We start from the raw sequence: 21,763 nt of genomic DNA on the forward strand, positions 1-21,763 counted from the left end.
CAAGGCTTATGGGAAGAAAAAGCTATAATGAGGGCGATGTTTTTCTGATTCCAATGCATGATGGACGGTTTGCCGTGTGTCAGGTGATATGTGCACTGAGAGACCGCTTCAAAAAGGCATTTTCATTCGGCGTGATGAGCATTCAGCGTGACGAAACTGTAAGTTTGGAAGACGGCGAATTCCTTATCTATTCTTATGGCAAACGTAAGAGCAATGTGATCTTCACGTCACCGAAGCTGCTGAAAGATGGCACATGGAGCATCGTTGGTAACATTCCGCTGACTCCGGCGAAAAAAGAACTGCAAGTATTCCAGTGTGCCGGTGCGGTATACAACGGTGACGAATTCATTCGAATGGTTCCACCAGAAGAGTACAGTCAGTACATTACAATGGGTGTAGCTGGATTTGAATTGGTTCAGATTCATCTTCTAGAGATGAGTAACAGTAAATGAGTGAGACTTTTCATTTACACATAAACGGAGAGGACAGAAAAAACCTGTAGAAGCGAAGCTAAAAGCTTTCTGAAAGAAAGCTACATCGGAAGCATAGGCTGCGCCTTTATCACCGGATTTTCCCTTTGAAAAAAGGGAATCAAAAAATCTGGGGATAACCGCTACTCTCCAGGTTATTCTGTCATCGGAGTGTACGGTGTAAATATGTTCAACTCAATTTATATAAGATACGAAGGGTGTGAGGGTTGTGTCCGAAGCATATAAAAAGGCCGGCGTCGATATCGCGGCAGGGAACGAAGCGGTTGAACGGATGAAAAAACACGTAAAGCGTACCTTTCGTCCGGAAGTGATGACGGATTTAGGTGGATTTGGTGCCCTGTTCGGATTGAACAAAGACAAATATAATGAGCCGGTTCTGGTTTCCGGTACAGATGGTGTGGGAACCAAGTTGAAAATAGCATTTGCCATGGATCGTCATGATACGATTGGTATTGATGCTGTAGCGATGTGTGTCAACGATATCGTTGTACAAGGTGCAGAGCCACTCTTTTTCTTGGACTACCTCGCTTGCGATAAGGTCATCCCGGAGAAGATTGAAGCGATCGTTGCGGGTATCGCGGAAGGCTGTCATCAGTCCGGCTGTGCGCTCATCGGCGGTGAAACGGCTGAGATGCCAGGCATGTACAGTGAAGGTGAGTATGATATCGCAGGTTTCACCGTGGGTATCGTGGACAAAGCAAAAATCATTAATGGCACAACCATCGCACCTGGAGATACGGTCATCGGTCTCGCTTCCAGCGGCGTGCATAGCAACGGCTTCTCTCTGGTCCGCAGATTGCTGCTTGAAGAAGCTGGCCTGGATCTGCACTCCGAAATGACGGAGCTGGGTGGCAAACTGGGCGATGCCTTGCTGGAGCCAACGAAAATTTATGTAAAACCATTACTGTCCCTGCTGGAGAATGTCAAAGTTAAAGGGATGGCGCATATTACTGGCGGTGGATTCATCGAAAATATCCCACGTATGCTGCCAAGCAACGTGAACGTAGATATCGATTATGGTTCATGGCCGATCCTGCCAATCTTTAATCTTTTACAGCAAAAAGGCGATGTATCGAGCCGTGATATGTTCACGACGTTTAACATGGGGATCGGACTTGTGTTGGTTGTGAACGAAGCGGATGCAGCAAAAGCATTGGAGCAACTAAAAGCTTCCGGTGAAGAAGCGTACATCATTGGCCGTGTAACTGAAGGAGATGCGCGAGTAACCTTCACGGGAGCGGATGTTTAATGACGAACTACCGTATTGCTGTATTTGCCTCAGGGACAGGAAGCAACTTTCAGTCTCTGGTTGATGCAGCACGGAATGGCGATCTGGGTGCATCCGTGGAATTACTCGTCTGTGACAAACCTGCTGCACGCGTTGTGCAGCGAGCACAGGACGCAGGGGTAGAATGCCATCTGTTTACGCCTAAAGATTATGCTTCGCGCGAAGCGTACGAGGCAGAAATTATCGAAGTGCTTGAATCCAAACAGATCGATCTGGTTGTGCTGGCGGGTTATATGAGACTGCTAACCTCAGTGATGGTGGATCGTTATGCGGGTCGACTGATTAACATTCATCCATCGCTCCTGCCGGCCTTTGCTGGTAAAGACGCCATTGGACAAGCACTTGATTATGGTGTGAAAGTGACAGGTGTAACCGTTCATTTTGTGGACGGAGGCATGGATACAGGACCGATCATTGCCCAGCACCCTGTGCCTGTTCAACCAGGGGATACAGCGGAAACGATTAGCAAAGAAATTCATGCTGCCGAACAGCAGTTATACCCTGAAGTGGTGTCCTGGTTCGCGCAAGGCTTGGTTCAACTAAACGGACGCCACGTCACCGTTACCAAACCGGTTTGATATAAGTTGAAATTTTTCACACACATGAACGGAGAGAACAGAAATAAGCTGGAGAAGCGGAGCGTTCGGCTGAAAGCTTTCTGGAAAAAAGCTGCATCGGAAGCATAAGCTTATTACTGGATTTTTACCATTACAAAATTGTTCAAAAAATCCAGGAATAACAGCGATCAAAAGATTATTCTGTTCTCGTAGTGGCTCAGTGTGGAAATCCTTGTTCAACTTATATAACAGAAGTCGAAAATTGGTACGCATTTTGTGATATTTCTCGGGAAATAAATCAGCTGTGTTTCGTCAGAAAACGCGAAGCTTATGGGATAATAAAGGAGGAGCATATTGTGAGTATCAAAAGAGCGCTGGTCAGCGTATCGGATAAAACAGGCATCGTGGACTTTTGCCGCGAGCTGTCGCAAATGGGTGTGGAGATTATTTCGACAGGAGGTACAAGTAGCCTGTTGTCGAAGGAAGGCGTACCTGTCATCGGAATTTCGGACGTAACCGGATTCCCGGAAATTATGGACGGACGTGTCAAAACTTTGCATCCGGCAGTTCACAGCGGTTTGCTCGCTGTTCGTGATAACGAAGAGCATACACGCCAAATGCAAGAGCTTGGTCTCGGGTATATCGATCTGGTCGTTGTAAACCTGTATCCTTTCCAGGAAACCATCGCCAAGCCAGATGTAGCCTATGAAGATGCGATTGAGAACATCGATATTGGTGGGCCAACGATGCTTCGTTCAGCAGCTAAAAACCATGCTTTTGTTAGTGTCGTTGTTGATGCGGCTGACTACAGTCAAGTGCTGGAGGAAGTGCGCAGCGGCGGTGATACGACGCTGGAAACACGCAAACGGCTTGCGGCAAAAGTGTTCCGTCATACGGCGGCTTACGATGCACTGATCTCCGACTATCTGTCCAACGTTAATGGCGATCCACTACCAGAGCGTCTGACGGTTACTTACGAAAAACTCCAGGATCTACGCTACGGCGAAAATCCACACCAACAAGCGGCATTCTACCGCAAACCACTCGCTGCACAGGATACATTGACTACAGCCGAGCAATTGCACGGTAAAGAACTGTCCTACAACAATATCAACGATGCCAACGCAGCACTGCAGATTGTCAAAGAATTTGAAGAGCCAGCAGTGGTTGCCGTGAAACATATGAATCCTTGCGGTGTAGGTATCGGCGAAAGCATCTATGAAGCCTACAGCAAAGCTTATGCTGCTGACCCAACATCGATTTTCGGCGGTATCGTGGCGGCAAACCGCATTATCGACAGCGATACGGCGAACAAGCTGAGCGAGATTTTCCTGGAAATCGTACTCGCACCTGATTTTACCCAAGAAGCTCTGGATATCCTGACGAAAAAGAAAAACATTCGTTTGCTCAAAACGGGTGAACTGAATGCAGCTCGCAACCGTGAAAGCCAATTTGTGGTGACATCGATTGACGGAGGCATGATCGTTCAACAATCGGACGTACATTCCATTGAAGCGAGCGAGCTTAATGTGGTTACAGATCGTGCACCTTCCGAAGAAGAAATGAAACAGCTATTGTTTGGCTGGAAAGTGGTTAAACACGTGAAATCCAACGCGATTGTACTTGCTGCGAACGACATGACGGTAGGTGTAGGTGCGGGGCAAATGAACCGTGTCGGTGCGGCCAAAATTGCAATTGAGCAAGCTGGCGAGCAGGCAAAAGGTGCTATTCTCGCTTCCGATGCATTCTTCCCGATGGGTGATACACTTGAGTTGGCAGCAAAAGCTGGTATTACAGCAGTTATTCAGCCAGGCGGCTCAATCAAAGACGAAGAATCTATCAAAGTAGCCAATGAATACGGCATCGCAATGGTATTCACAGGCGTACGTCATTTTAAACACTAGGACAAGCAATAAGCAGGTTGAAGAGTTAAAGTCCGAACGGAAGTATTAAATTACTCTTCATCAAAAAGTGGCAAGTGTTATAAAGGGGTGTCACCTGTCATGCTGATGACGTATGGGACACTCCTTTTTTCAGGAAATAGATCAATAAAAAATAGATCACTTAATGTTATCGAAGTGTAGGAACATCACAATCCAGTAAAGCGTGGAGGGGAACAGACGAAATGGATATTTTGGTAGTCGGCGGCGGCGGCCGCGAACATGCAATTATCTGGGCACTCGCAAAAAGTCCAAAGGCAGGCAAGATTCATTGTGCTCCCGGGAATGCGGGGATTGCACAGCTGGCAGAGTGTCACCCGATTGCGGTACATGAATTTGACAAACTCAAAGCACTGGCTGTTGAGCTAAAAGTAGAACTTGTCGTTATTGGACCGGATGATCCGCTCGCAGACGGTATTGTAGATGCATTTGACTCGACAGGTCTTCCGGTCTTCGGTCCACGCCGTAATGCAGCGGAGATCGAAGGCAGTAAAACGTTCATGAAAGACTTGCTACACAAATACAATATCCCTACGGCTGCATATGAGAAGTTCGACAACTACGAGCAAGCTCAGACCTATCTGGATGAGCAAGCGATTCCAATTGTCATTAAAGCGGACGGACTTGCTGCAGGTAAAGGGGTTACGGTGGCATACTCCCGTGAGGAGGCGAATCAGGCCCTTCGCAGTATTATGGTTGATAAGGTATTTGGTGAAGCTGGGGCCAAAGTGATTATCGAAGAATTCCTCGCCGGACAGGAGATGTCGATTCTGGCCTTTGTTGACGGAGAGACGGTTCGTCCAATGGCTGCTGCGCAAGATCACAAACCTGTGTTCGACAATGATCAGGGACCTAATACGGGCGGCATGGGTACGTACTCCCCACTTCCACATATTCCAGCCTCCATTATTGAAGAAGCGGTGGAAACCATCATTAAGCCAACAGCCAAAGCAATGGTATCCGAGGGACGTCCATTCAGTGGTGTATTGTTTGCGGGTCTGATGATCTCCCCAGATGGCAAACCCAAAACAATTGAGTTCAACGCACGTTTTGGAGACCCAGAAACACAGGTGGTGTTGCCACGTCTTAAAACGGACCTGCTCGACATCTTTTGGGCAACCGTTCACGGAAAGCTGGCTGATCTGGAGATTGAATGGAGCGATGAGGCTGCGGTATGTGTCGTGCTTGCTTCAGGCGGATATCCCGGCCCTTATGCCAAAGGTGTTGTGATTGAGGGACTGGATCAAGCCCGAGAGGCTGTTGTGTTCCACGCAGGAACTGCGCGTAATGAAGCGGGAGACTGGGTGACAAACGGCGGACGTATTCTCGGTGTTGTAGGCCTAGGCGCTGACATTGCAGAAGCAAGAGCCAAAGCATATGCTCAGGCAGAGCACATTCAATTTGAAGGCAAACATCAACGCTCCGACATTGCAGCCAAAGCTTTGGTGTAACAATTAAAATCAGCCCCAGGATCGGTACCGTAAGGTATTTGCATCCTGCGGGCTTTTTGCGCGTATTAGAATATATCATGTGTAAAAAAGACGGTTACATTCCTTTACAAACCTGCGCGAGCATAACGTTTAGCCGCTATGAAAGTGAACATCTGAATCTGTTTAATGGCCAATTGGAACGGGTAGTATTTCAGTAAACTGCACTATTCTAATAAAGTGGAAAGATTCATATATAGATACGGAAAAAGCCAGAGGATAACATACATATAGACTATTCTGTGAACAATAGACTGTAAGCTTGTACCAAACCATAACGTGCAACTGGATGGTTTGGATCAAAACATGATATACTTTTCGGAAACAGGAATCGATACGTTGGGAGGTGGATATCTATTGGGTAGGCGATATTGTAAATTGTCCAAATGGCGAATCTAGGTGGAGTTGATTAAGGAACAATAGACAGCATGAGGGGTAACCCGTTTTGATTGAAGTCGTTTCTACACGTCATTGGCGTTATTGACTTCATCTTGGATTCCTGTTTTAGATTTACAAGGTCATTATGCGACTTATACAGAAGTGATCATGAACTGATTTTTTTATATATTTTTTAATCGTCACTGGCTCTTGGCATCATACATCAAACAGCGCATGAACAGTTAACGGCATGAACGTTAACGCATCACGCTGTAACTATCTTGGAGGTGAATCCCTGACTATCGGGGAAGTCTTTGGACATAATTACCATATTAAATATCGCATTACTTATCATCTTGATTGTACTGACTGCATTTTTCGTTGCGTCGGAGTTTGCTGTTGTGAAGATTCGTACATCAAGGGTAGATCAACTGGTTGCCGAAGGCAATAAAAAGGCAGTGCTTGCTAAAAAGGTCGTCTCGGATCTGGATTATTATCTGTCCGCCTGTCAGCTGGGGATTACCGTTACAGCTCTCGGACTCGGGGCGTTGGGTAAACCGACCGTGGAGAGATTATTGTATCCGGTGTTCAGCTATTTTGACGTACCTGCCTCTGCCTCGGCGATTGCTTCTTATGCGATAGCTTTTATTCTCGTTACGTTTTTGCATGTCGTTGTTGGAGAGATGGCACCCAAAACGTTGGCGATTCAATTTTCCGAAAAATTGACGTTGTTACTCTCGCCGCCGCTGTACTGGTTTGGTAAAATTATGTATCCGTTCATCTGGGCACTCAATGGTGCATCGCGTGTAATTTTGCGTGGATTCGGTGTAAAGCCTGCCGGGCATGATCAGGCCTATTCCGAGGACGAGATTAAGATCATTATGAACCAGAGTTATGAAGGCGATGAGAGTAATCAGACCAAGCTTTCATATTTGGAAAATGTTTTTGTGTTCGACGAACGTGATGCCAAAGACATCATGGTTCCGCGTACCGAACTGATTACACTGAATCAGGATATGACGTATGACGATATTATTCCTATTTTGGATGAACATAACTACTCCAGATATCCCGTGATCGAGGACGGAGATAAAGACCGTATTATCGGTGTTGTGAATGTGAAGAAGATTTTGCCGGACATGGTTGCGACCCGGGCACATCAATTGAGTGAATTCGTGCGTGAGATTCCATTTGTGTCGGAAGTGACTTCCATTCAGGATGCGATGATCAAAATGCAACAGGAACGTGTGCATATGGCTGTCGTCGTGGATGAGTACGGCGGTACTTCCGGAATCATTACGATGGAGGACATCCTCGAAGAACTGGTCGGCGAGATCCGGGATGAGTTCGATGCCGATGAAGTGGCGGACATTCAGGAGACTGGTGAAAACCAGTATTTGATTAGCGGCCGTGTGCTGCTGGATGAACTGGAGCGTCAATTCGGAATTATATTTGATGGTAATGAAGAGATGGATACCGTTGCCGGATGGATTCAGTACCAGAAGGGTGTCGGTGTGGAAAAAGGAGATACCGTTGAACACGGCGACTATGTCTGGACGGTAGTGGATGCCGAGAACTATCACATCAAGCAGGTGCTGCTTGAACGTGTTAACGGCACTGAGGCCCAAGAAGCCGCAAGCGATCTGGCTTAAACATTTCAAAACTTAATGGAGGTGAATCCCTCACCTGAGGGAAATCATTGGACGGAATAATAGCCTTAAACTTATTTTTAGTAGCTGTATTTATCGGTTTGACCGCGTTTTTCGTAGGAGCCGAGTTTGCTATTCTGAAAGTGCGGATGTCCCGTATCGATCAATTGATCTCGGAAGGCAACAAAAAAGCAGTGGTCGCCAAAAAAGTGGCACATAATCTGGATTATTATCTGTCTGCCTGTCAACTGGGTATTACGATTACAGCGCTCGTACTGGGTGCCTTGGGTGAACCGACCGTAGAGAAGATGTTGCATCCGTTATTTCAGAGTTTGGAAGTGCCTGCTGCACTGTCCACCGTTCTCTCTTACGCGATTGCATTGGCATTTATCACCTTCCTGCACGTCGTGATTGGTGAGCTTGCACCAAAGACACTTGCCATTCAGTTTGCTGAAAAGATGACGTTGTTGCTTGCACCACCGCTCTACTGGTTCGGTAAAATCATGAACCCGTTCATTTATGCGCTGAATGGTGCAGCACGTTTATTGCTTAGTATTTTCGGTATCAAACCGGCTGGGCATGATACGGTTCACTCCGAAGAGGAGTTAAAGCTGATTATGGCACAAAGTTATGAGAGTGGCGAGATTAACCAGACGGAGCTGGATTACCTCAAAAACATTTTTGCCTTTGATGAGCGTTTGCTTCAGGAGATCATGATTCCCCGAAATAAAATCGTTACGCTGAATAAAGAAATGCCGCTGGAACAGATTATTGAAGTGCTGAATCAGCATGAGTATACGAGATATCCTGTCATTGCAAACGGGGATGCAAACCATTTTGTCGGGTTTATCAATACCAAACAGACGTTAACGAGTGTAGCTGCGGGCAGAACGTTCAGCATGAACACGTTCATGCATCCAATGCCAAGCTTCTCGGAGCGTTCACCGATCAAGGATGTGCTCGTTCAGATGCAACATAGCCGCGTGCATATCGCTTCTGTCAAAGACGAAGCTGGCGCAACGATCGGAATGGTGACTATGGAGGATATTCTCGAAGAGATTGTCGGGGATATCAAGGATGAATATGAGCATAAGGATCTGGTCAATCCACCGAAGAAATTAAAATTGGTGTAAACAAAGACGTAAGGTTTATATGAATTAAAGGGCAGGTTTAAGCACTTCGGTGCTTGGACCTGCTTTTTTAGGGTAAAATGTAAAGTGGTTTGCTCCATACACGTCTAAGGTATATTCAGCTCTCTTTGAGAACTATCGAAAAAAGAACGGAGATTTATCACGATAATATCTTAATTTTAAAATAAATGCTTGCATATGGATCAGGAATAGATTAATATGAATTTAAAGAATCTTAAATTAAAGATAAATGATAACATCAAAGATAAGATACGAACCATAAACCAAAACCAAAGGGAGTGGAGATTATGTTCAGAACTTCAGGCATTCATCATATTACGGCTTTTGTAGACGACGCACAGAAAAATGTAGACTTCTACGCAGGTGTACTGGGACTCAGACTGGTGAAAAAAACGATCAACTTTGATGCACCGGATGTGTATCACTTGTACTACGGCAATGAGCAAGGCGCGCCAGGAACGGTCATTACCTTTTTCCCGCAGAAGAATGCAAGAAGAGGTGTGATTGGCTCAGGTCAGACCGGGGTTACCGTCTATGCCGTACCGATGGGCAGCTTGTCCTTCTGGAAAGAACGTCTTGCTTCCTTCGATATTCCATATGAAAATAAAACCAGATTCGGTGAAAACTATATTCGTTTCTTCGACAAAGGGGGACTGCTCCTTGAACTGGTTGAGCGCGAAGGTGGTCAGCCAAGCCAGTGGGCATTTAACGGGGTAACACCGGAGCATGCCATCAAAGGCTTTGGCGGTGCGGTACTGTACAGTCATGTGCCTGAGAAAACGATGGATGTGCTTGTCAGCAAGCTTGGTCTGGAACAGGTTGGCGAAGAGAATGGCCTGATCCGTCTGCAGGCGAGCGGTGATCTGGGACAGATCATCGATATTCAATCGACAGGTATCCAGCGCGGTATCGGTGGTGCGGGAACAGTACATCATATTGCATGGCGTGCCAAAGATTACACGGAGCATGAACAGATTCAACAGGACCTGGATCAAACGGGGTATCATCCAACACCCGTGATTGACCGTCAGTACTTCAATGCGGTATATTTCCGGGAACCAGGCGGCATTTTGTTCGAGATTGCCACAGACCCTCCAGGCTTCGCGCGGGATGAACCGCAAGAGACGATGGGTGAGAAATTGATGTTGCCTGAATGGTACGAACCACAGCGTGAGCAGATCGAACAATTGTTGCCACCAATTCAAGTACGGGAATGGAAAGGGGAGTCTAAATGATGAGTACAGCGACGATGAAACATATCTACAAAGCAGGTGCGCAGGCAGATGCGGCGACAATATTGTTGCTCCACGGTACAGGTGGAACGGAGAATGATCTGATCGGACTGGCAGAGATGATTGCTCCGGGGGCGGCGATTCTTGGAGTGCGAGGTAACGTGTCCGAGAATGGGATGCCACGTTTCTTCCGCCGCCTTGCAGAAGGTGTCTTTGATGAAGAGGATCTGATTGCACGGACAGCAGAGCTGGGAGCCTTTATCGATGCTGCTGCGGTGGAATATGGATTCGATCGATCGAACGTGTATGCGCTGGGCTATTCCAATGGTGCCAACATTGCCGCAAGTCTGATGTTCCATCAGGCAGATGTATTCAAGGGAGCAATCCTGCACCATCCGATGGTGCCGCTTCGCGGACTGACACTGCCTGATCTGAAAGGACTGCCCGTGTTCATCGGTGCAGGAGAGAATGATCCAATTGTGCCAAGACGTGAAACGGAGGAACTGGCTTCACTGCTGAACGGGGCGGGTGCCGATGTGCATATGCATTGGGAACGTCAGGGGCATCAACTGACACGTACCGAGGCAGAAGCCGCGGCAGCATGGTATACAACACAGGTGTAATACAGGTACAGTACTTGTGGATGTATTGCATTACGAGATCTAGCACATATCGACATATATATAAGAAGTTCGCAGGCAGCCTGATCGTTGAGATCGGGCTGTTTTTTCATTTGCCTCACGAAAAATGAGCACATCTGTTATGTAAACGTGCCAAACCGGGTAAGGATTTGAAATAGTGAGAGTCCACGCAGTATGCTTGTTATATAGCTTCGACACTACACGAATATCATGAACTGGAGGGGTTAATGTGGAACGTAACATCAAAGATTTGGTACAGCAGATGACACTGGAAGAAAAAGCGGGAATGTGCTCAGGGCTCGACTTTTGGCATCTGAAAGGGGTGGAGCGTCTCGGCATTCCATCTATTATGGTAACGGATGGTCCTCACGGATTGCGCAAACAGGACAGCAGTGCAGATCACTTGGGTCTGACCGCAAGTGTACCTGCAACCTGTTTCCCGTCTGCGGCAGGGCTGGCGAGTTCGTGGGATACCGAGCTGGCGCGTCAGGTGGGCTTGGCTTTGGGTGAAGAATGTCAGGCCGAAGATGTGGCGGTACTGCTTGGACCGGGTGTAAATATTAAACGTTCTCCCTTGGGCGGACGGAACTTTGAATACTTTTCTGAAGACCCACTCTTATCTACTCAGATGGCTACCGCTCATATTCAGGGCGTGCAGAGCCAGGGCGTGGGTACGTCTCTCAAACACTTTGCGGTGAATAACCAGGAAGAGCGCCGTATGTCGATTGATGCGGTGGTAGACGAACGGACGCTACGCGAGATTTATCTGGCCAGCTTCGAAGGCGTAGTGAAGGATGCACAGCCTTGGACGGTCATGTGTTCTTATAATAAAGTGAACGGTACGTATGCGGGTGAAAATGAGTGGCTGCTGACGGACATATTGAAGGATGAATGGGGCCATGAAGGTCTGGTTGTCTCGGACTGGGGTGCAGTGAATGAGCGGGCGGATGCCCTTGCAGCTGGACTGGAGCTGGAGATGCCAGCAAGCGGCGGTATTGGAGAACGTAAGGTGATCGATGCGGTAGAGAGCGGAAAGCTGCCCATGGACAAGCTGGATCTTGCGGTGGAGCGTTTGCTGACCTTAATTTTCAAAGCGGTGGATCATAAGAAAGAAGGCGCTTCGTACGATAAAGATGAACATCATCAGCTTGCACGTAAAGTGGCATCCGAGAGTATGGTTTTGTTGAAAAATGAAGCCGGGCTTCTTCCGCTAAAGCGTGAAGGTAGCGTAGCCATCGTAGGTGCTTTTGCGCGTAAACCTCGCTTTCAGGGAGGGGGAAGCTCCCACATTAATCCGACCAAGGTCGATGATATTGTGGAGGAGATGACTCTTGTGGCAGGCGATGGAGTAACCATCTCGTATGCACCAGGGTACCGGATTGAAGAGGACGATGTGGATGAGACAATGTTGCAGCAGGCTGTTCAGGCTGCACAAGCGGCAGATACCGCTGTTGTATTTGTTGGATTGCCGGATCGATACGAATCCGAAGGGTATGACCGTGCGCATCTGCGTCTGCCGGACAACCACATTCGACTGATTGAAGAGGTTGCCAAGGTGCAGTCCCGTGTAGTGGTTGTGCTAAGCAACGGTTCTCCAGTGGAGATGCCTTGGCTGTCGCAGGTCCAAGCTGTGCTTGAAGCTTATCTTGGCGGACAGGCCGTAGGAGGCGCAATCGCCGATCTGCTCTACGGTGAGGTGAACCCGTCCGGTAAACTGGCAGAGACCTTCCCGGCTAAGCTTAGCCACAATCCGTCCTATCTGAACTTCCCTGGTGAGGCAGATCGTGTGGATTACCGTGAGGGGATCTTCGTCGGTTACCGTTATTATGATAAAAAAGAGCTGGACCCGCTATTCCCTTTTGGATACGGCCTCAGTTATACCACGTTTGAGTACAGCGATTTACAAGTAGATCGCACAGCGCTAACGGATCTGGACGAGGTGCAGGTACAAATACGCGTCACCAATACCGGGGAGCGTGCAGGGAAAGAGATCGTACAGTTGTACGTTAGTGATGTTGAGAGTACAGTGATTCGTCCGGATCGGGAGCTGAAAGCTTTTGCGAAGGTGGCACTGGAGGCTGGCGAGTCCAAAATAGTTCATTTCACGCTGAATAAGCGTTCGTTCGCGTATTACAACGTGGATATGAAAGACTGGCATGTCGAGACGGGGGAGTTCGGTATACAGCTCGGTAGCTCTTCGCGTGATATTCGTATGCAGACTCGGGTAAGCGTAGAGTCTACTGCCACGTTCATTCCAACGTATACACGCAATAGTACCCTTGGCGATATTCAGCGCGACCCCGAGAATAAAAAGCTGATTGAGCAGGCTTTGCAGCAATTCCAGGAAGCGAGCGGTTTTGGTGGCGGTGACGATTCCGGTGATCATGATCATGCGGACATGATGAACGCGATGATGAAATATATGCCGCTGCGTGCCCTTGTGGCTTTTAGCGGTGGCGCGATGACTGAGGATACGATGAATCAGCTGCTGGATCAGATGAACAATAAGGAGCACGGCATTCGCGGATAAGAGAATTTCATCCCGATTCTGCTTCATGACCTGTGATCTGTGAAGAAGTAATCAGGTTATGCGCGAGGAAAAGGGCGCGAGGCCGTAAGTTTTATATTGTACGTTTAGCTACTGCAAGGCTGAGAGGGATACCCGATCCGGTGATGGATTGGGTGTTCTTTTTTTACAGGGGAAAAGGTATAATTAGTAATTGATAATCATTTTCATTTAGAAGCGTGATGAGAGACGGGATACTGTGGATCAGTGGGGAGGGAAGGTGAAGCAATGGGTCATGATGCTGGATTACATACGTTGGGTTCAAGTGCATATATCGAGACCCGGGATGGCCGGAAGTTGCATTACATGTCGAAGGGCGCTGGAGAAGTGACGGTCGTTTTTGAGTCGGGGATGGGCGTTTCCAGATCTACATGGGGGCTGGTTGTGCCGACGATTGCGGAGCATGCACGTACCGTTGTGTACGACAGGGCAGGAGCGGGACGAAGTGATGTTGATTTTTCTCCACGCACGCTCGCCCGGATTGCAGAAGACCTGAATGAACTGCTAGCGGCGATGGGGCCGGGGCCGATTATTCTGGTGGGGCATAGCTGGGGAGGGCCAATTGTACGTGTAGCGGCCGCTAGTAATCTGTCACGTCTGCAGGGTATCATTCTTGTTGACCCGTCGGATGAGCATTGTGAGTTATATTTTTCCCGTATGGCGAAGGTCGGTTTTGCGATAAATGGGGCACTTATTCCCGCTCTGGCTCGTGTGGGCCTGTATCGGTTTCTTGGCATCAAAGACTTTCTTAGTCAGCCTGATGACGTTGTAGCAGATCACCGCCGGGAGGACTTTACGGTACAAGCTGCTCGGACGATGGCTGCGGAGGGAAAGAATTTTTTGCAAGATTTAAAGGGATTACAGGAGCAACCTCCCGAATTGGGAGACTTGGAAGTTAGCATTATTTCGGGTACGTTGCCGGGCAAGGGAGAACGTAAAATCAGACCTGCCATTGTTGAAGCTCACCGTCAGACGGTAAGCAAGCTATCCAATGCGAGATGGGTAGAAGCTGCGCGTTCGGGTCATATGGTGATGTTTACAGATCCTGAAGTGATCATCAATGAGATCATGCGGATGATACGCGATGCGGAGTAAGAGTAAGAGTAAGAGATAAGAAAGTGGGAAATGTGAAGTATTTGAGTACGGTCGTCATAGTGAGTAGAAGATTGTTCCTCCCTGTGTCGGGCGCAAGGACAGAGCAAAAGTGATACAATAAAAAGAAAAAAGCAATGGATGACATTGTTAGACCATATAAGCGGAGTGTGGAGACAGATGAAACCAGAGAATCAAGAAACAACAGGAACGGGAGCCGGAAACGAAGGTTCTAGAAATGTCCATGTAGGCATGGAAGATATCGTACGCGCACATCATGTGCTGCGTGAAGTGATTGTCAGAACGCCGCTACAGCGGGATGCTGTACTTTCGGCTAAATATAACTGTAATGTGTATCTGAAACGGGAAGACCTTCAAGTGGTGCGTTCTTTTAAAATTCGAGGGGCTTACAATATGATACGCAGTCTGACCCCTGCCGAAATGGAGAAAGGCATCGTCTGCGCCAGTGCCGGCAACCACGCACAGGGTGTAGCTTTTAGCTGTAATGCACTGGGCATTCACGGCAAAATCTTTATGCCAAGCACAACACCGAACCAGAAAGTGAAACAGGTACGACGTTTTGGCGGCGATAATGTAGAAGTTGTCCTGATCGGTGATACGTATGATGATGCGTATGCGGAAGCGATGCGGGCATGTGACGAGCAGGGCATGACCTTTATCCATCCGTTTGATTCACCGAAGATTATTGCAGGGAACGGTACAGTTGCGATGGAGATCATGGAAAGCCTTGATGAGAATGCAGACTATGTATTTGTCACCATTGGCGGCGGCGGATTAGCGGCTGGGGTAGGAACCTACATGAAAACGGTGAGTCCTGAAACACAAATCATCGGCGTTGAGCCGCTTGGAGCAGCTTCCATGAGTGAAGCAATGTTCCGCAAACAAGTGGTTACGCTGGATGATATCGATAAATTTGTGGATGGGGCAGCGGTGAAACGGGTCGGTGATTTGACTTATGACATCTGTAGCAACATCCTGAATGACATTGTGAAGGTGCCAGAAGGCAAAGCCTGCACAACCATTCTGGAATTATATAACGAAAATGCGATCGTGGTGGAGCCTGCGGGTTCGCTGGCTGTAGCAGCACTGGAGCAATACCGCGAACAGATCGCAGGCAAGACGGTGGTCTGTGTCATCAGCGGCGGTAACAATGATATTGACCGGATGCAGGAGATCAAAGAGCGTTCCCTGATCTACGAAGGTCTGAAATATTATTTCATGGTGAATTTCCCGCAACGTGCTGGGGCGCTACGTGAGTTCCTGGAGGAAGTGCTCGGTCCGAATGACGATATCGCCAGATTTGAATATACGAAAAAACATGACAAGGAAAATGGCCCTGCCTTAGTCGGCATCGAGCTCATGTACAAGGAAGACTACCAGCCACTCATCGAACGTATGAACCGCAAAGGTATCGCCTACACTGAGCTGAACAAAAACTTAAATCTGTTCAACATGTTGATCTGAGAGAGAGGTGTCTTTTTACAAGTGAAACCTACTATAGGGTCAGAGCAACAGAAGAAAGTGCCTCAGATCCGACCTGCACGGAAGGAAGATGTGGATCAGATCATCCCGCTGCTGGTGCAGGCGATTGGGGATATCGCTTATGCACTTGCGGGGGAGGCGGACCATGAGCGGGCAATGGACGTCTTACGTGAGTTTGTTACACAGGAAAATAACCGGATCAGTTATCAAAATATAACTGTGATGGAGCAGGATGGTGAGATTGCTGGCATGCTGGTAGCGTACGCCGGTGATGATGTGGATCGTCTGGACCAGCCGCTTCTGAATCGTCCCGGACGTTATGGCGATGAGAAATATGCTCTGGTAAAAGAAACCCGCCCTGGGGAGTATTATCTCGATACTCTTTCGGTAAGTGAGCCATTTCAGGGGCAGGGCATCGGCCGTGCACTGATGGCTGCTTTTGAGCAGCAGGGAAGAGAACTCGGGCACACGCAGGTTGCCCTGATCGTGGAGCAGGACAATGGCCGCGCCATGCAGCTCTATGAACGGCAAGGCTATGTTCAAGATGAAGTGATTCTCATCGGTGGACATGAGTATTACCATATGGTCAAAGAGCTCTCAGTTCTATAGATTGGCTGGAATGCATTCGAGCTTCGCACTCAAAAGGAGCCAACGCTTGAGTGATGGATGCTTACGTATGTAACAGTGAGGGACACCATCTGTATCGTGAACCCGTAACAACTATATTTAGTCAGTTAACAGCAGATACGCCAAAAAAGACGAAGCAACGCCGAGGGCGGTGGGTTCGTCTTTTTTGGATAAAGCGGCGGTGGAGCAATATAAGCTGACAGGCTAACGATCTCAGATGACGCTATTTGGTCGATTTCAACTCATTTAAAATTCTAACGATCAGGAGAAACGTTATTTCCCCATTTCAGACGAGAAATCATTGATTTTTGCTCATTTCAGAAGAAATAGCGTCTATGGTGATCGTTAGAATTTTTTTCATCCGTACAACCTTCTACGCGACTAGCACAAGGAACGGTGTATGAAAAATGTTGACTATTCCAAGCTTACCATTGCATGCACACATCTATTTAACCTAACTCCCTTGCTCTACCTCCAGCTTATCCAGGCCATTGGCTGATTGTTACCGTTAGATTGATCTAAAACTTTTATATACCGTACTCCGGCAGATATTCATCCCTAGATACGTTCTGTTCCAGCCATTTGTCGACAGCCTCTGTTCTTTCAAACTTGGATTCAGCGACGACATCCATGAACGCATTCAGTTTTTTCAAAAAAGCACTGTCCTCGGAAGTATTCCGCTGTAAGACAGCTTTGTACCCTTTTTGAGCATTGGGCACCATTACGTTGGTGTCGTAATCGAACAGCGGGGTATTATCGAGCCCGTAAAAGGTGTACAAGGTGTATTGATTCATCAACATCTGTACCTGGTTTTTCCGGTTAGACTTAGGAAAATCATTCAGGAACCGCTCTTGATTCAGCGCACGGTTCAGCATATCCTGATATCCGATCATGAGGCCCCCATCTTCAGAGGCGATATTGCTCGTTTCGACTGCCATGATGCGAATGTACTGTTTGATATCTTCATTTACATAAGAAGTGTATTTTTCAAATGCGGCATAATTCATGATTGGATAGAGATAACCCTCGATCATCGTAAGACGATAACCGCTGTCTCTGGCCTGTTGCAGCAGTGAACGGAGACTCGTGTCCTTGGTGCGGGACATCAGCTGGGTGAAGCTGTCATTCCATTTGTATATTTCCTGCATCTGATCCTGAACATTGGGCACAAGCATGCGATCCGTTATGGCCGTTAGCGCTTTGAAGCGGGCATTTTCCAATTGAAGCACCATCAAGGTTGCATGATAAGGAGTCACCTGGCTGATTTTAGACTCTAGGTAACGGTCTGCCGCGGGTAGGCCATTTTTTTTGTATAGCATGTTCTGAAAGGATTTGTAGATTGCTGTCGAATTGGCTGATGTTACTTTGGTATTCGCAGCAGGGGCAGCAAAAGCAATGCCTGCGACTGGTGAAACCGCTGTTTGTAACAATAGAGTAATAGCCGTAGCGGTAAGCAGCGTACGCATACCTTTCTTTTTATAAAAATACAAAGATGATGCCATAGATATAAACCTCCTGTAATTTTGGAATGAACAGATAAGGATGAAAAGTAGACTTGATTCACTATTACACACAGATTAAAGCAATTGGCACAAGAAGTGGTTTCGGAATGATGACAAAATCTTCTGTTAATTTTAACCTTTACAGGTGGATGCAAGGCCAATGTTTCTGCGAAAATAATTTTTGGGGAACCGGAAACCTTTTAACGATTCGGAACGTCTTAGTTGTGCATAGGTAAATACAGGAATTACTGAAATGAACAGCTAACTATAAGAGTGTACCAATTATAGGAGAATGGGGATAGGTTTATGAGGAAAGCGGGAGGAAATCAAGTCAAAAAAGTGATGTCAGCGCTGGCTGTATCAGCCATGCTTATGTCTGCACTGCCAACATCGGTGATGGATGCAGCTGCAAGAATCAGCATTTATATTAACGGTACTGAGGTGCCGGCGGTTCAAGCCCCTGTGATGAAGGCTGGACGTGTACTCGTTCCACTCCGGTCGATTTTTGAAGGAATTGACGCGGAAGTGCAGTTCAACAATAAAACGAAAACCATTACAGCAACCCGTGGGGATCAGGAAGTGAAATTAACACTTGGTTCCAAGGCTGCATATATCGATGGTCAACTGAATGTATTGGATGTCCCTGCGAGTACGATCAAGGGCAGTACTATGGTGCCCATTCGTTTTGTGAGCGAAGCTTTCGGGGAAAAAGTATTCTGGAACTCACGCAGCCAACGTGTTGATATTAAAACAACATCGTCTACACCGGAACCGCCGGTTGACGATACACAGTTTTCTGCTTGGAATATTTATGGATCAGTGTCTGGCAGTAACGGAGATGGCCGTGACCTGACGGTAAGCTTCACACGTGCAAAGTCAGAGAGAACAGTGTCAGCTTACAGGGTGATGCTGGTCAAAAGTGGGGATATCAACAGCTTTAAAGAATCCGTTGCTACAGCCGTATCTCCGGCGAACTACACTTCAATTACACCAAACGGCACCAATCCGAAGCTGACACTTAACGCTCAGACACGCGACGTTAACGGGGATTTGCTGAATAGCAATGAATCCTATCGATTGTATGTACTGACCGTAGGTAACAGCAACAATAACAACCAAAACTATCTAGGCTGGTCTTCACAGGTTCTGAAGCTGAACCAGGTGAAACCTTCTGTTCAAGCTGTGACGGGACTGCGCATTGCCGATGTTAGCGATAATGGCGACGGAAGGGATCTGGAGATCAACTTCACACAGCCAAGCACCAATTCGAATATTACGAGTTACCGTGCATTTGTTGTGAAGGCGAAGGACGCATCCTCATTTAACCAAGCTGCTGCGAGCAAGGTATCCAGCGCGAATTACACGATCATCAATAAAGGGAATTCCAGCACAGTCAAAAGCATACTGAACTCTTCATCGCGGGATACGTCGGGCGAGTTGATCAAAAACGGAACCGCGTATGTTGTATACATTATGTCTGTAAGTGCGAATTCAGCAACAGATAGCAAGCTGTCTACGGCTTCGTCTTCCCTGACGTTGTCCTTGAATTCAACTCCGGCTCCGGTCATTACACAAGTGAGAGACATCTCGGATTATGGAGATGGACGCGATATTCAGGTGAGCTTTAACCGTGTATCGGATGAATCAAAGGTAACGAACTATCGTGTGTTTGTTGTACGCAACTCGGTAGCCAGCAGCTTTAACTTGCCTACAGCAAGTAATCTGTCTTCCAGTTTATATTATACCGTGAACAAAACAGGTAATAACCTCGTGGTTACATTGCCATCGAATATGCGGGATACCAGCGGTTATAACATCACAAACTTGCAGGATTATCGCATCTTTGTCATGGCAGCAGGCACTCAGCAGAACAACTATACCCATGCGTTGTCAGCTTCCTCCAATGTCTTGAGACTGACCTCCAATAGCAATGCAGGTGTGGCAACGAACCTGTCTGTTACAGATATTGCGGATAACGGAAATGGAACTGACATGCGCGTGTCGTTTAGCAAAGCAAGCGATGAGTCCAATGTTTCTCACTATCGAGTATTCGTCGTACCTGCCAATAACGTAGGAAGCTTCAACCTGAATGCTGCGAATGCGTCGAACAATTATACACAAGTGAATAAAACAGGTGGTAACCTGACCGTAACACTTTCGAGTAACTCGGTGGATACGAATGGCTATAGAATTGCGAACTACAACGCTTATCGTGTATTTGTTCTGTCCGTAAATAGTAACGGGAACTGGAGTCAGAACGCACTTTCCTCATCTTCGGCTCAAATTACGCTAACACCGAATGCAACGGTTATCGCACCGACCAGTGTGAGTGCAACCGATGTTGCGGATAACGGGAATGGCAGTGATCTGCGTGTAACATTCAACCGGTCAACGGATGAGAATAATGTGAATCATTATCGTGTGTTTGTTGTGAAAAATACGGCTGTAGGAAGTTTTAATCTGAATGCTGCATTGAATAACGGCTTCTACACGTATAGAAGTAAAAGTGGGAGTAATCAGGCTTTCACATTAGCAAGTGATGCTAGAGCAACGGATGGTAGCCTTATTGGCGATAATGTTGATTATCGGGTATTTGTCCTGGCGGTGAATAATAATTCATCTCAATCGAGCGCGCTGTCCTCAGCATCGCCTGTGGTTAAATTAGGTAGTGCTTCTCCTGTAGTAGCAGTGGGCAGTGTAAGTGTAGCGGTTAAAAATCAGGGACAACAAGCGGGTAACGCTTCTGATGTAACCGTAAATTTTGCCAAAGCATCGAATGAAACAGGCATTGCCAAATATCGTCTGTTTATTGTCCCGGCTGATCAGGTACCTGGTTTTACGCTAAATACAGCGATGAATATAAATTATTTTAATGATTTGGATAAAAGCAGTGCAGGCACTACTTTCGCATTGAGCGATGGATACCGGGATATTAATAACAGATCTATCGAGATCGGGAAAAAGTATAGAGTGTTTATTATGTCTGTATCCGACAGTACAACTCGTTCATCAAGTCTTTCAGTGGCTTCCGACGAATTTAGTATTAGTAACATAGTACAATCTGTTCAAGCAGCCGTTATTACGGGTCTACAGAAATCAAGTACTGTAACTGAAGCAATCTACAAGTTGACTTTCACCAAACCATCTAATGAAGCTGGCATTTCCTCATATCAATTGTATATTGTGAAGGGAAGAGGATCTGTTGATCCGGCTACAGCTACTTCCAGCAGTAACTATTCAGTAGGAGATCCCAAAGCGGTTGAAGTTACTTTGAATACCAATGCTAAAGATACTACAGGGGCTAGTCTTGTGGAAGGAGAAGAGTACACCGTATATATTGTGTCAGTTGCGTCTAATACAACAACCAATAGAAGTACGATCTCTAATTCATCTGAAGCATTTAAGCTCGAAAAAGCTCCAGCAGCTACACAATAAACTACGGCACAAAGTTAGCAATAGAATTGTAATGCATAACTCCCTTTCCCTCCTTGGAAAGGGAGTTTTTTCTTTGCATCCGTTAATGCCGAGGAAAGGGAGCCGCTCTCGGCACGACCTATGTCCTTATTTTTCCATATTTAGACACGCTCAAATAGGTTCCTAAGGCCATTGCTGGTCTTGGATCAAACCATGGATAATAGGAGTCATAGAGCGTGACTAGC

At 47.0% G+C, this 21,763-nt stretch carries 15 protein-coding genes; 14 read left to right on the forward strand and 1 reads right to left on the reverse strand.

All coding sequences use genetic code 11. From position 1 onward, the window contains the following. The first annotated feature begins 8 nt into the window (after nucleotides 1–8). The 13 genes from MHI38_RS20050 (at nucleotide 9) to MHI38_RS20110 (ending at nucleotide 16,584) form a co-directional block, all read left to right on the forward strand. The gene (locus MHI38_RS20050; protein ID WP_154892155.1) at nucleotides 9–452 is read left to right on the forward strand and encodes an immunity 26/phosphotriesterase HocA family protein; all 444 of its coding nucleotides are present in this window, start codon (nucleotides 9–11) and stop codon (nucleotides 450–452) included. Between the two features lie 247 nt (nucleotides 453–699). After that, entirely contained in the window at nucleotides 700–1,740 is a 1,041-nt protein-coding gene (gene purM, locus MHI38_RS20055) for a phosphoribosylformylglycinamidine cyclo-ligase (RefSeq protein ID WP_253497490.1), read from the forward strand. Next, a complete protein-coding gene (purN, locus tag MHI38_RS20060; protein ID WP_341181567.1) occupies nucleotides 1,740–2,357 on the forward strand; it encodes a phosphoribosylglycinamide formyltransferase in 618 nt (205 codons plus the stop codon). The genes purM and purN overlap by 1 nt, the downstream gene beginning before the upstream one ends. A 335-nt stretch (nucleotides 2,358–2,692) precedes the next feature. Beyond that, a complete protein-coding gene (purH, locus tag MHI38_RS20065; RefSeq protein ID WP_154960740.1) occupies nucleotides 2,693–4,240 on the forward strand; it encodes a bifunctional phosphoribosylaminoimidazolecarboxamide formyltransferase/IMP cyclohydrolase in 1,548 nt (515 codons plus the stop codon). Nucleotides 4,241–4,461: 221 nt separating this feature from the next. After that, nucleotides 4,462–5,727, forward strand: coding sequence for a phosphoribosylamine--glycine ligase (gene purD, locus MHI38_RS20070; protein WP_341181568.1), 1,266 nt, complete (start codon nucleotides 4,462–4,464; stop codon nucleotides 5,725–5,727). A gap of 728 nt (nucleotides 5,728–6,455) precedes the next feature. Continuing rightward, nucleotides 6,456–7,793, forward strand: coding sequence for a hemolysin family protein (locus MHI38_RS20075; RefSeq protein WP_341181569.1), 1,338 nt, complete (start codon nucleotides 6,456–6,458; stop codon nucleotides 7,791–7,793). A gap of 47 nt (nucleotides 7,794–7,840) precedes the next feature. Beyond that, nucleotides 7,841–8,923 (forward strand): hemolysin family protein, encoded by a 1,083-nt coding sequence (locus MHI38_RS20080; RefSeq protein WP_154892161.1) that lies wholly within the window; start codon nucleotides 7,841–7,843, stop codon nucleotides 8,921–8,923. A 305-nt stretch (nucleotides 8,924–9,228) separates the two neighbouring features. Further along, a complete protein-coding gene (locus MHI38_RS20085; protein WP_445667217.1) occupies nucleotides 9,229–10,176 on the forward strand; it encodes a ring-cleaving dioxygenase in 948 nt (315 codons plus the stop codon). Nucleotides 10,177–10,190: 14 nt separating this feature from the next. After that, on the forward strand, nucleotides 10,191–10,796 hold the full coding sequence (locus MHI38_RS20090; RefSeq protein ID WP_154892165.1) for a dienelactone hydrolase family protein: 606 nt from the start codon (nucleotides 10,191–10,193) through the stop codon (nucleotides 10,794–10,796). A gap of 247 nt (nucleotides 10,797–11,043) precedes the next feature. Continuing rightward, the gene (locus tag MHI38_RS20095) at nucleotides 11,044–13,344 is read left to right on the forward strand and encodes a glycoside hydrolase family 3 C-terminal domain-containing protein (protein WP_154892162.1); all 2,301 of its coding nucleotides are present in this window, start codon (nucleotides 11,044–11,046) and stop codon (nucleotides 13,342–13,344) included. Between the two features lie 264 nt (nucleotides 13,345–13,608). Next, on the forward strand, nucleotides 13,609–14,475 hold the full coding sequence (locus MHI38_RS20100; RefSeq protein ID WP_154892163.1) for an alpha/beta fold hydrolase: 867 nt from the start codon (nucleotides 13,609–13,611) through the stop codon (nucleotides 14,473–14,475). A 249-nt stretch (nucleotides 14,476–14,724) separates the two neighbouring features. Next, nucleotides 14,725–15,957, forward strand: coding sequence for a threonine ammonia-lyase IlvA (gene ilvA, locus MHI38_RS20105; RefSeq protein ID WP_090923415.1), 1,233 nt, complete (start codon nucleotides 14,725–14,727; stop codon nucleotides 15,955–15,957). A gap of 21 nt (nucleotides 15,958–15,978) precedes the next feature. Beyond that, the gene (locus MHI38_RS20110) at nucleotides 15,979–16,584 is read left to right on the forward strand and encodes a GNAT family N-acetyltransferase (protein WP_341181570.1); all 606 of its coding nucleotides are present in this window, start codon (nucleotides 15,979–15,981) and stop codon (nucleotides 16,582–16,584) included. Between the two features lie 545 nt (nucleotides 16,585–17,129). Here MHI38_RS20110 and MHI38_RS20115 read toward each other — a convergent pair. Further along, a complete protein-coding gene (locus MHI38_RS20115) occupies nucleotides 17,130–18,104 on the reverse strand; it encodes a hypothetical protein (RefSeq protein ID WP_341181571.1) in 975 nt (324 codons plus the stop codon). A 306-nt stretch (nucleotides 18,105–18,410) separates the two neighbouring features. On the opposite strand from MHI38_RS20115, the gene MHI38_RS20120 reads away from it, so the two are divergent. Then, nucleotides 18,411–21,539, forward strand: coding sequence for a copper amine oxidase N-terminal domain-containing protein (locus MHI38_RS20120; RefSeq protein ID WP_341181572.1), 3,129 nt, complete (start codon nucleotides 18,411–18,413; stop codon nucleotides 21,537–21,539). Nucleotides 21,540–21,763: the final 224 nt, after the last annotated feature.

This window comes from Paenibacillus sp. FSL K6-1558, assembly GCF_038002565.1.
GTDB lineage: Bacteria > Bacillota > Bacilli > Paenibacillales > Paenibacillaceae > Paenibacillus > Paenibacillus polysaccharolyticus.

Excerpts from the sequence above, each read along its gene's own strand:
- MHI38_RS20100 (WP_154892163.1), top strand. The coding sequence starts at position 13,609 with ATGGGTCATGATGCTGGATTACATACGTTGGGTTCAAGTGCATATATC.
- MHI38_RS20115 (WP_341181571.1), bottom strand. The coding sequence starts at position 18,104 with ATGGCATCATCTTTGTATTTTTATAAAAAGAAAGGTATGCGTACGCTG.
- MHI38_RS20120 (WP_341181572.1), top strand. The coding sequence starts at position 18,411 with ATGAGGAAAGCGGGAGGAAATCAAGTCAAAAAAGTGATGTCAGCGCTG.
- ilvA (WP_090923415.1), top strand. The coding sequence starts at position 14,725 with ATGGAAGATATCGTACGCGCACATCATGTGCTGCGTGAAGTGATTGTC.
- purD (WP_341181568.1), top strand. The coding sequence starts at position 4,462 with ATGGATATTTTGGTAGTCGGCGGCGGCGGCCGCGAACATGCAATTATC.
- purN (WP_341181567.1), top strand. The coding sequence starts at position 1,740 with ATGACGAACTACCGTATTGCTGTATTTGCCTCAGGGACAGGAAGCAAC.
- MHI38_RS20050 (WP_154892155.1), top strand. The coding sequence starts at position 9 with ATGGGAAGAAAAAGCTATAATGAGGGCGATGTTTTTCTGATTCCAATG.
- MHI38_RS20090 (WP_154892165.1), top strand. The coding sequence starts at position 10,191 with ATGAAACATATCTACAAAGCAGGTGCGCAGGCAGATGCGGCGACAATA.
- MHI38_RS20085 (WP_445667217.1), top strand. The coding sequence starts at position 9,229 with ATGTTCAGAACTTCAGGCATTCATCATATTACGGCTTTTGTAGACGAC.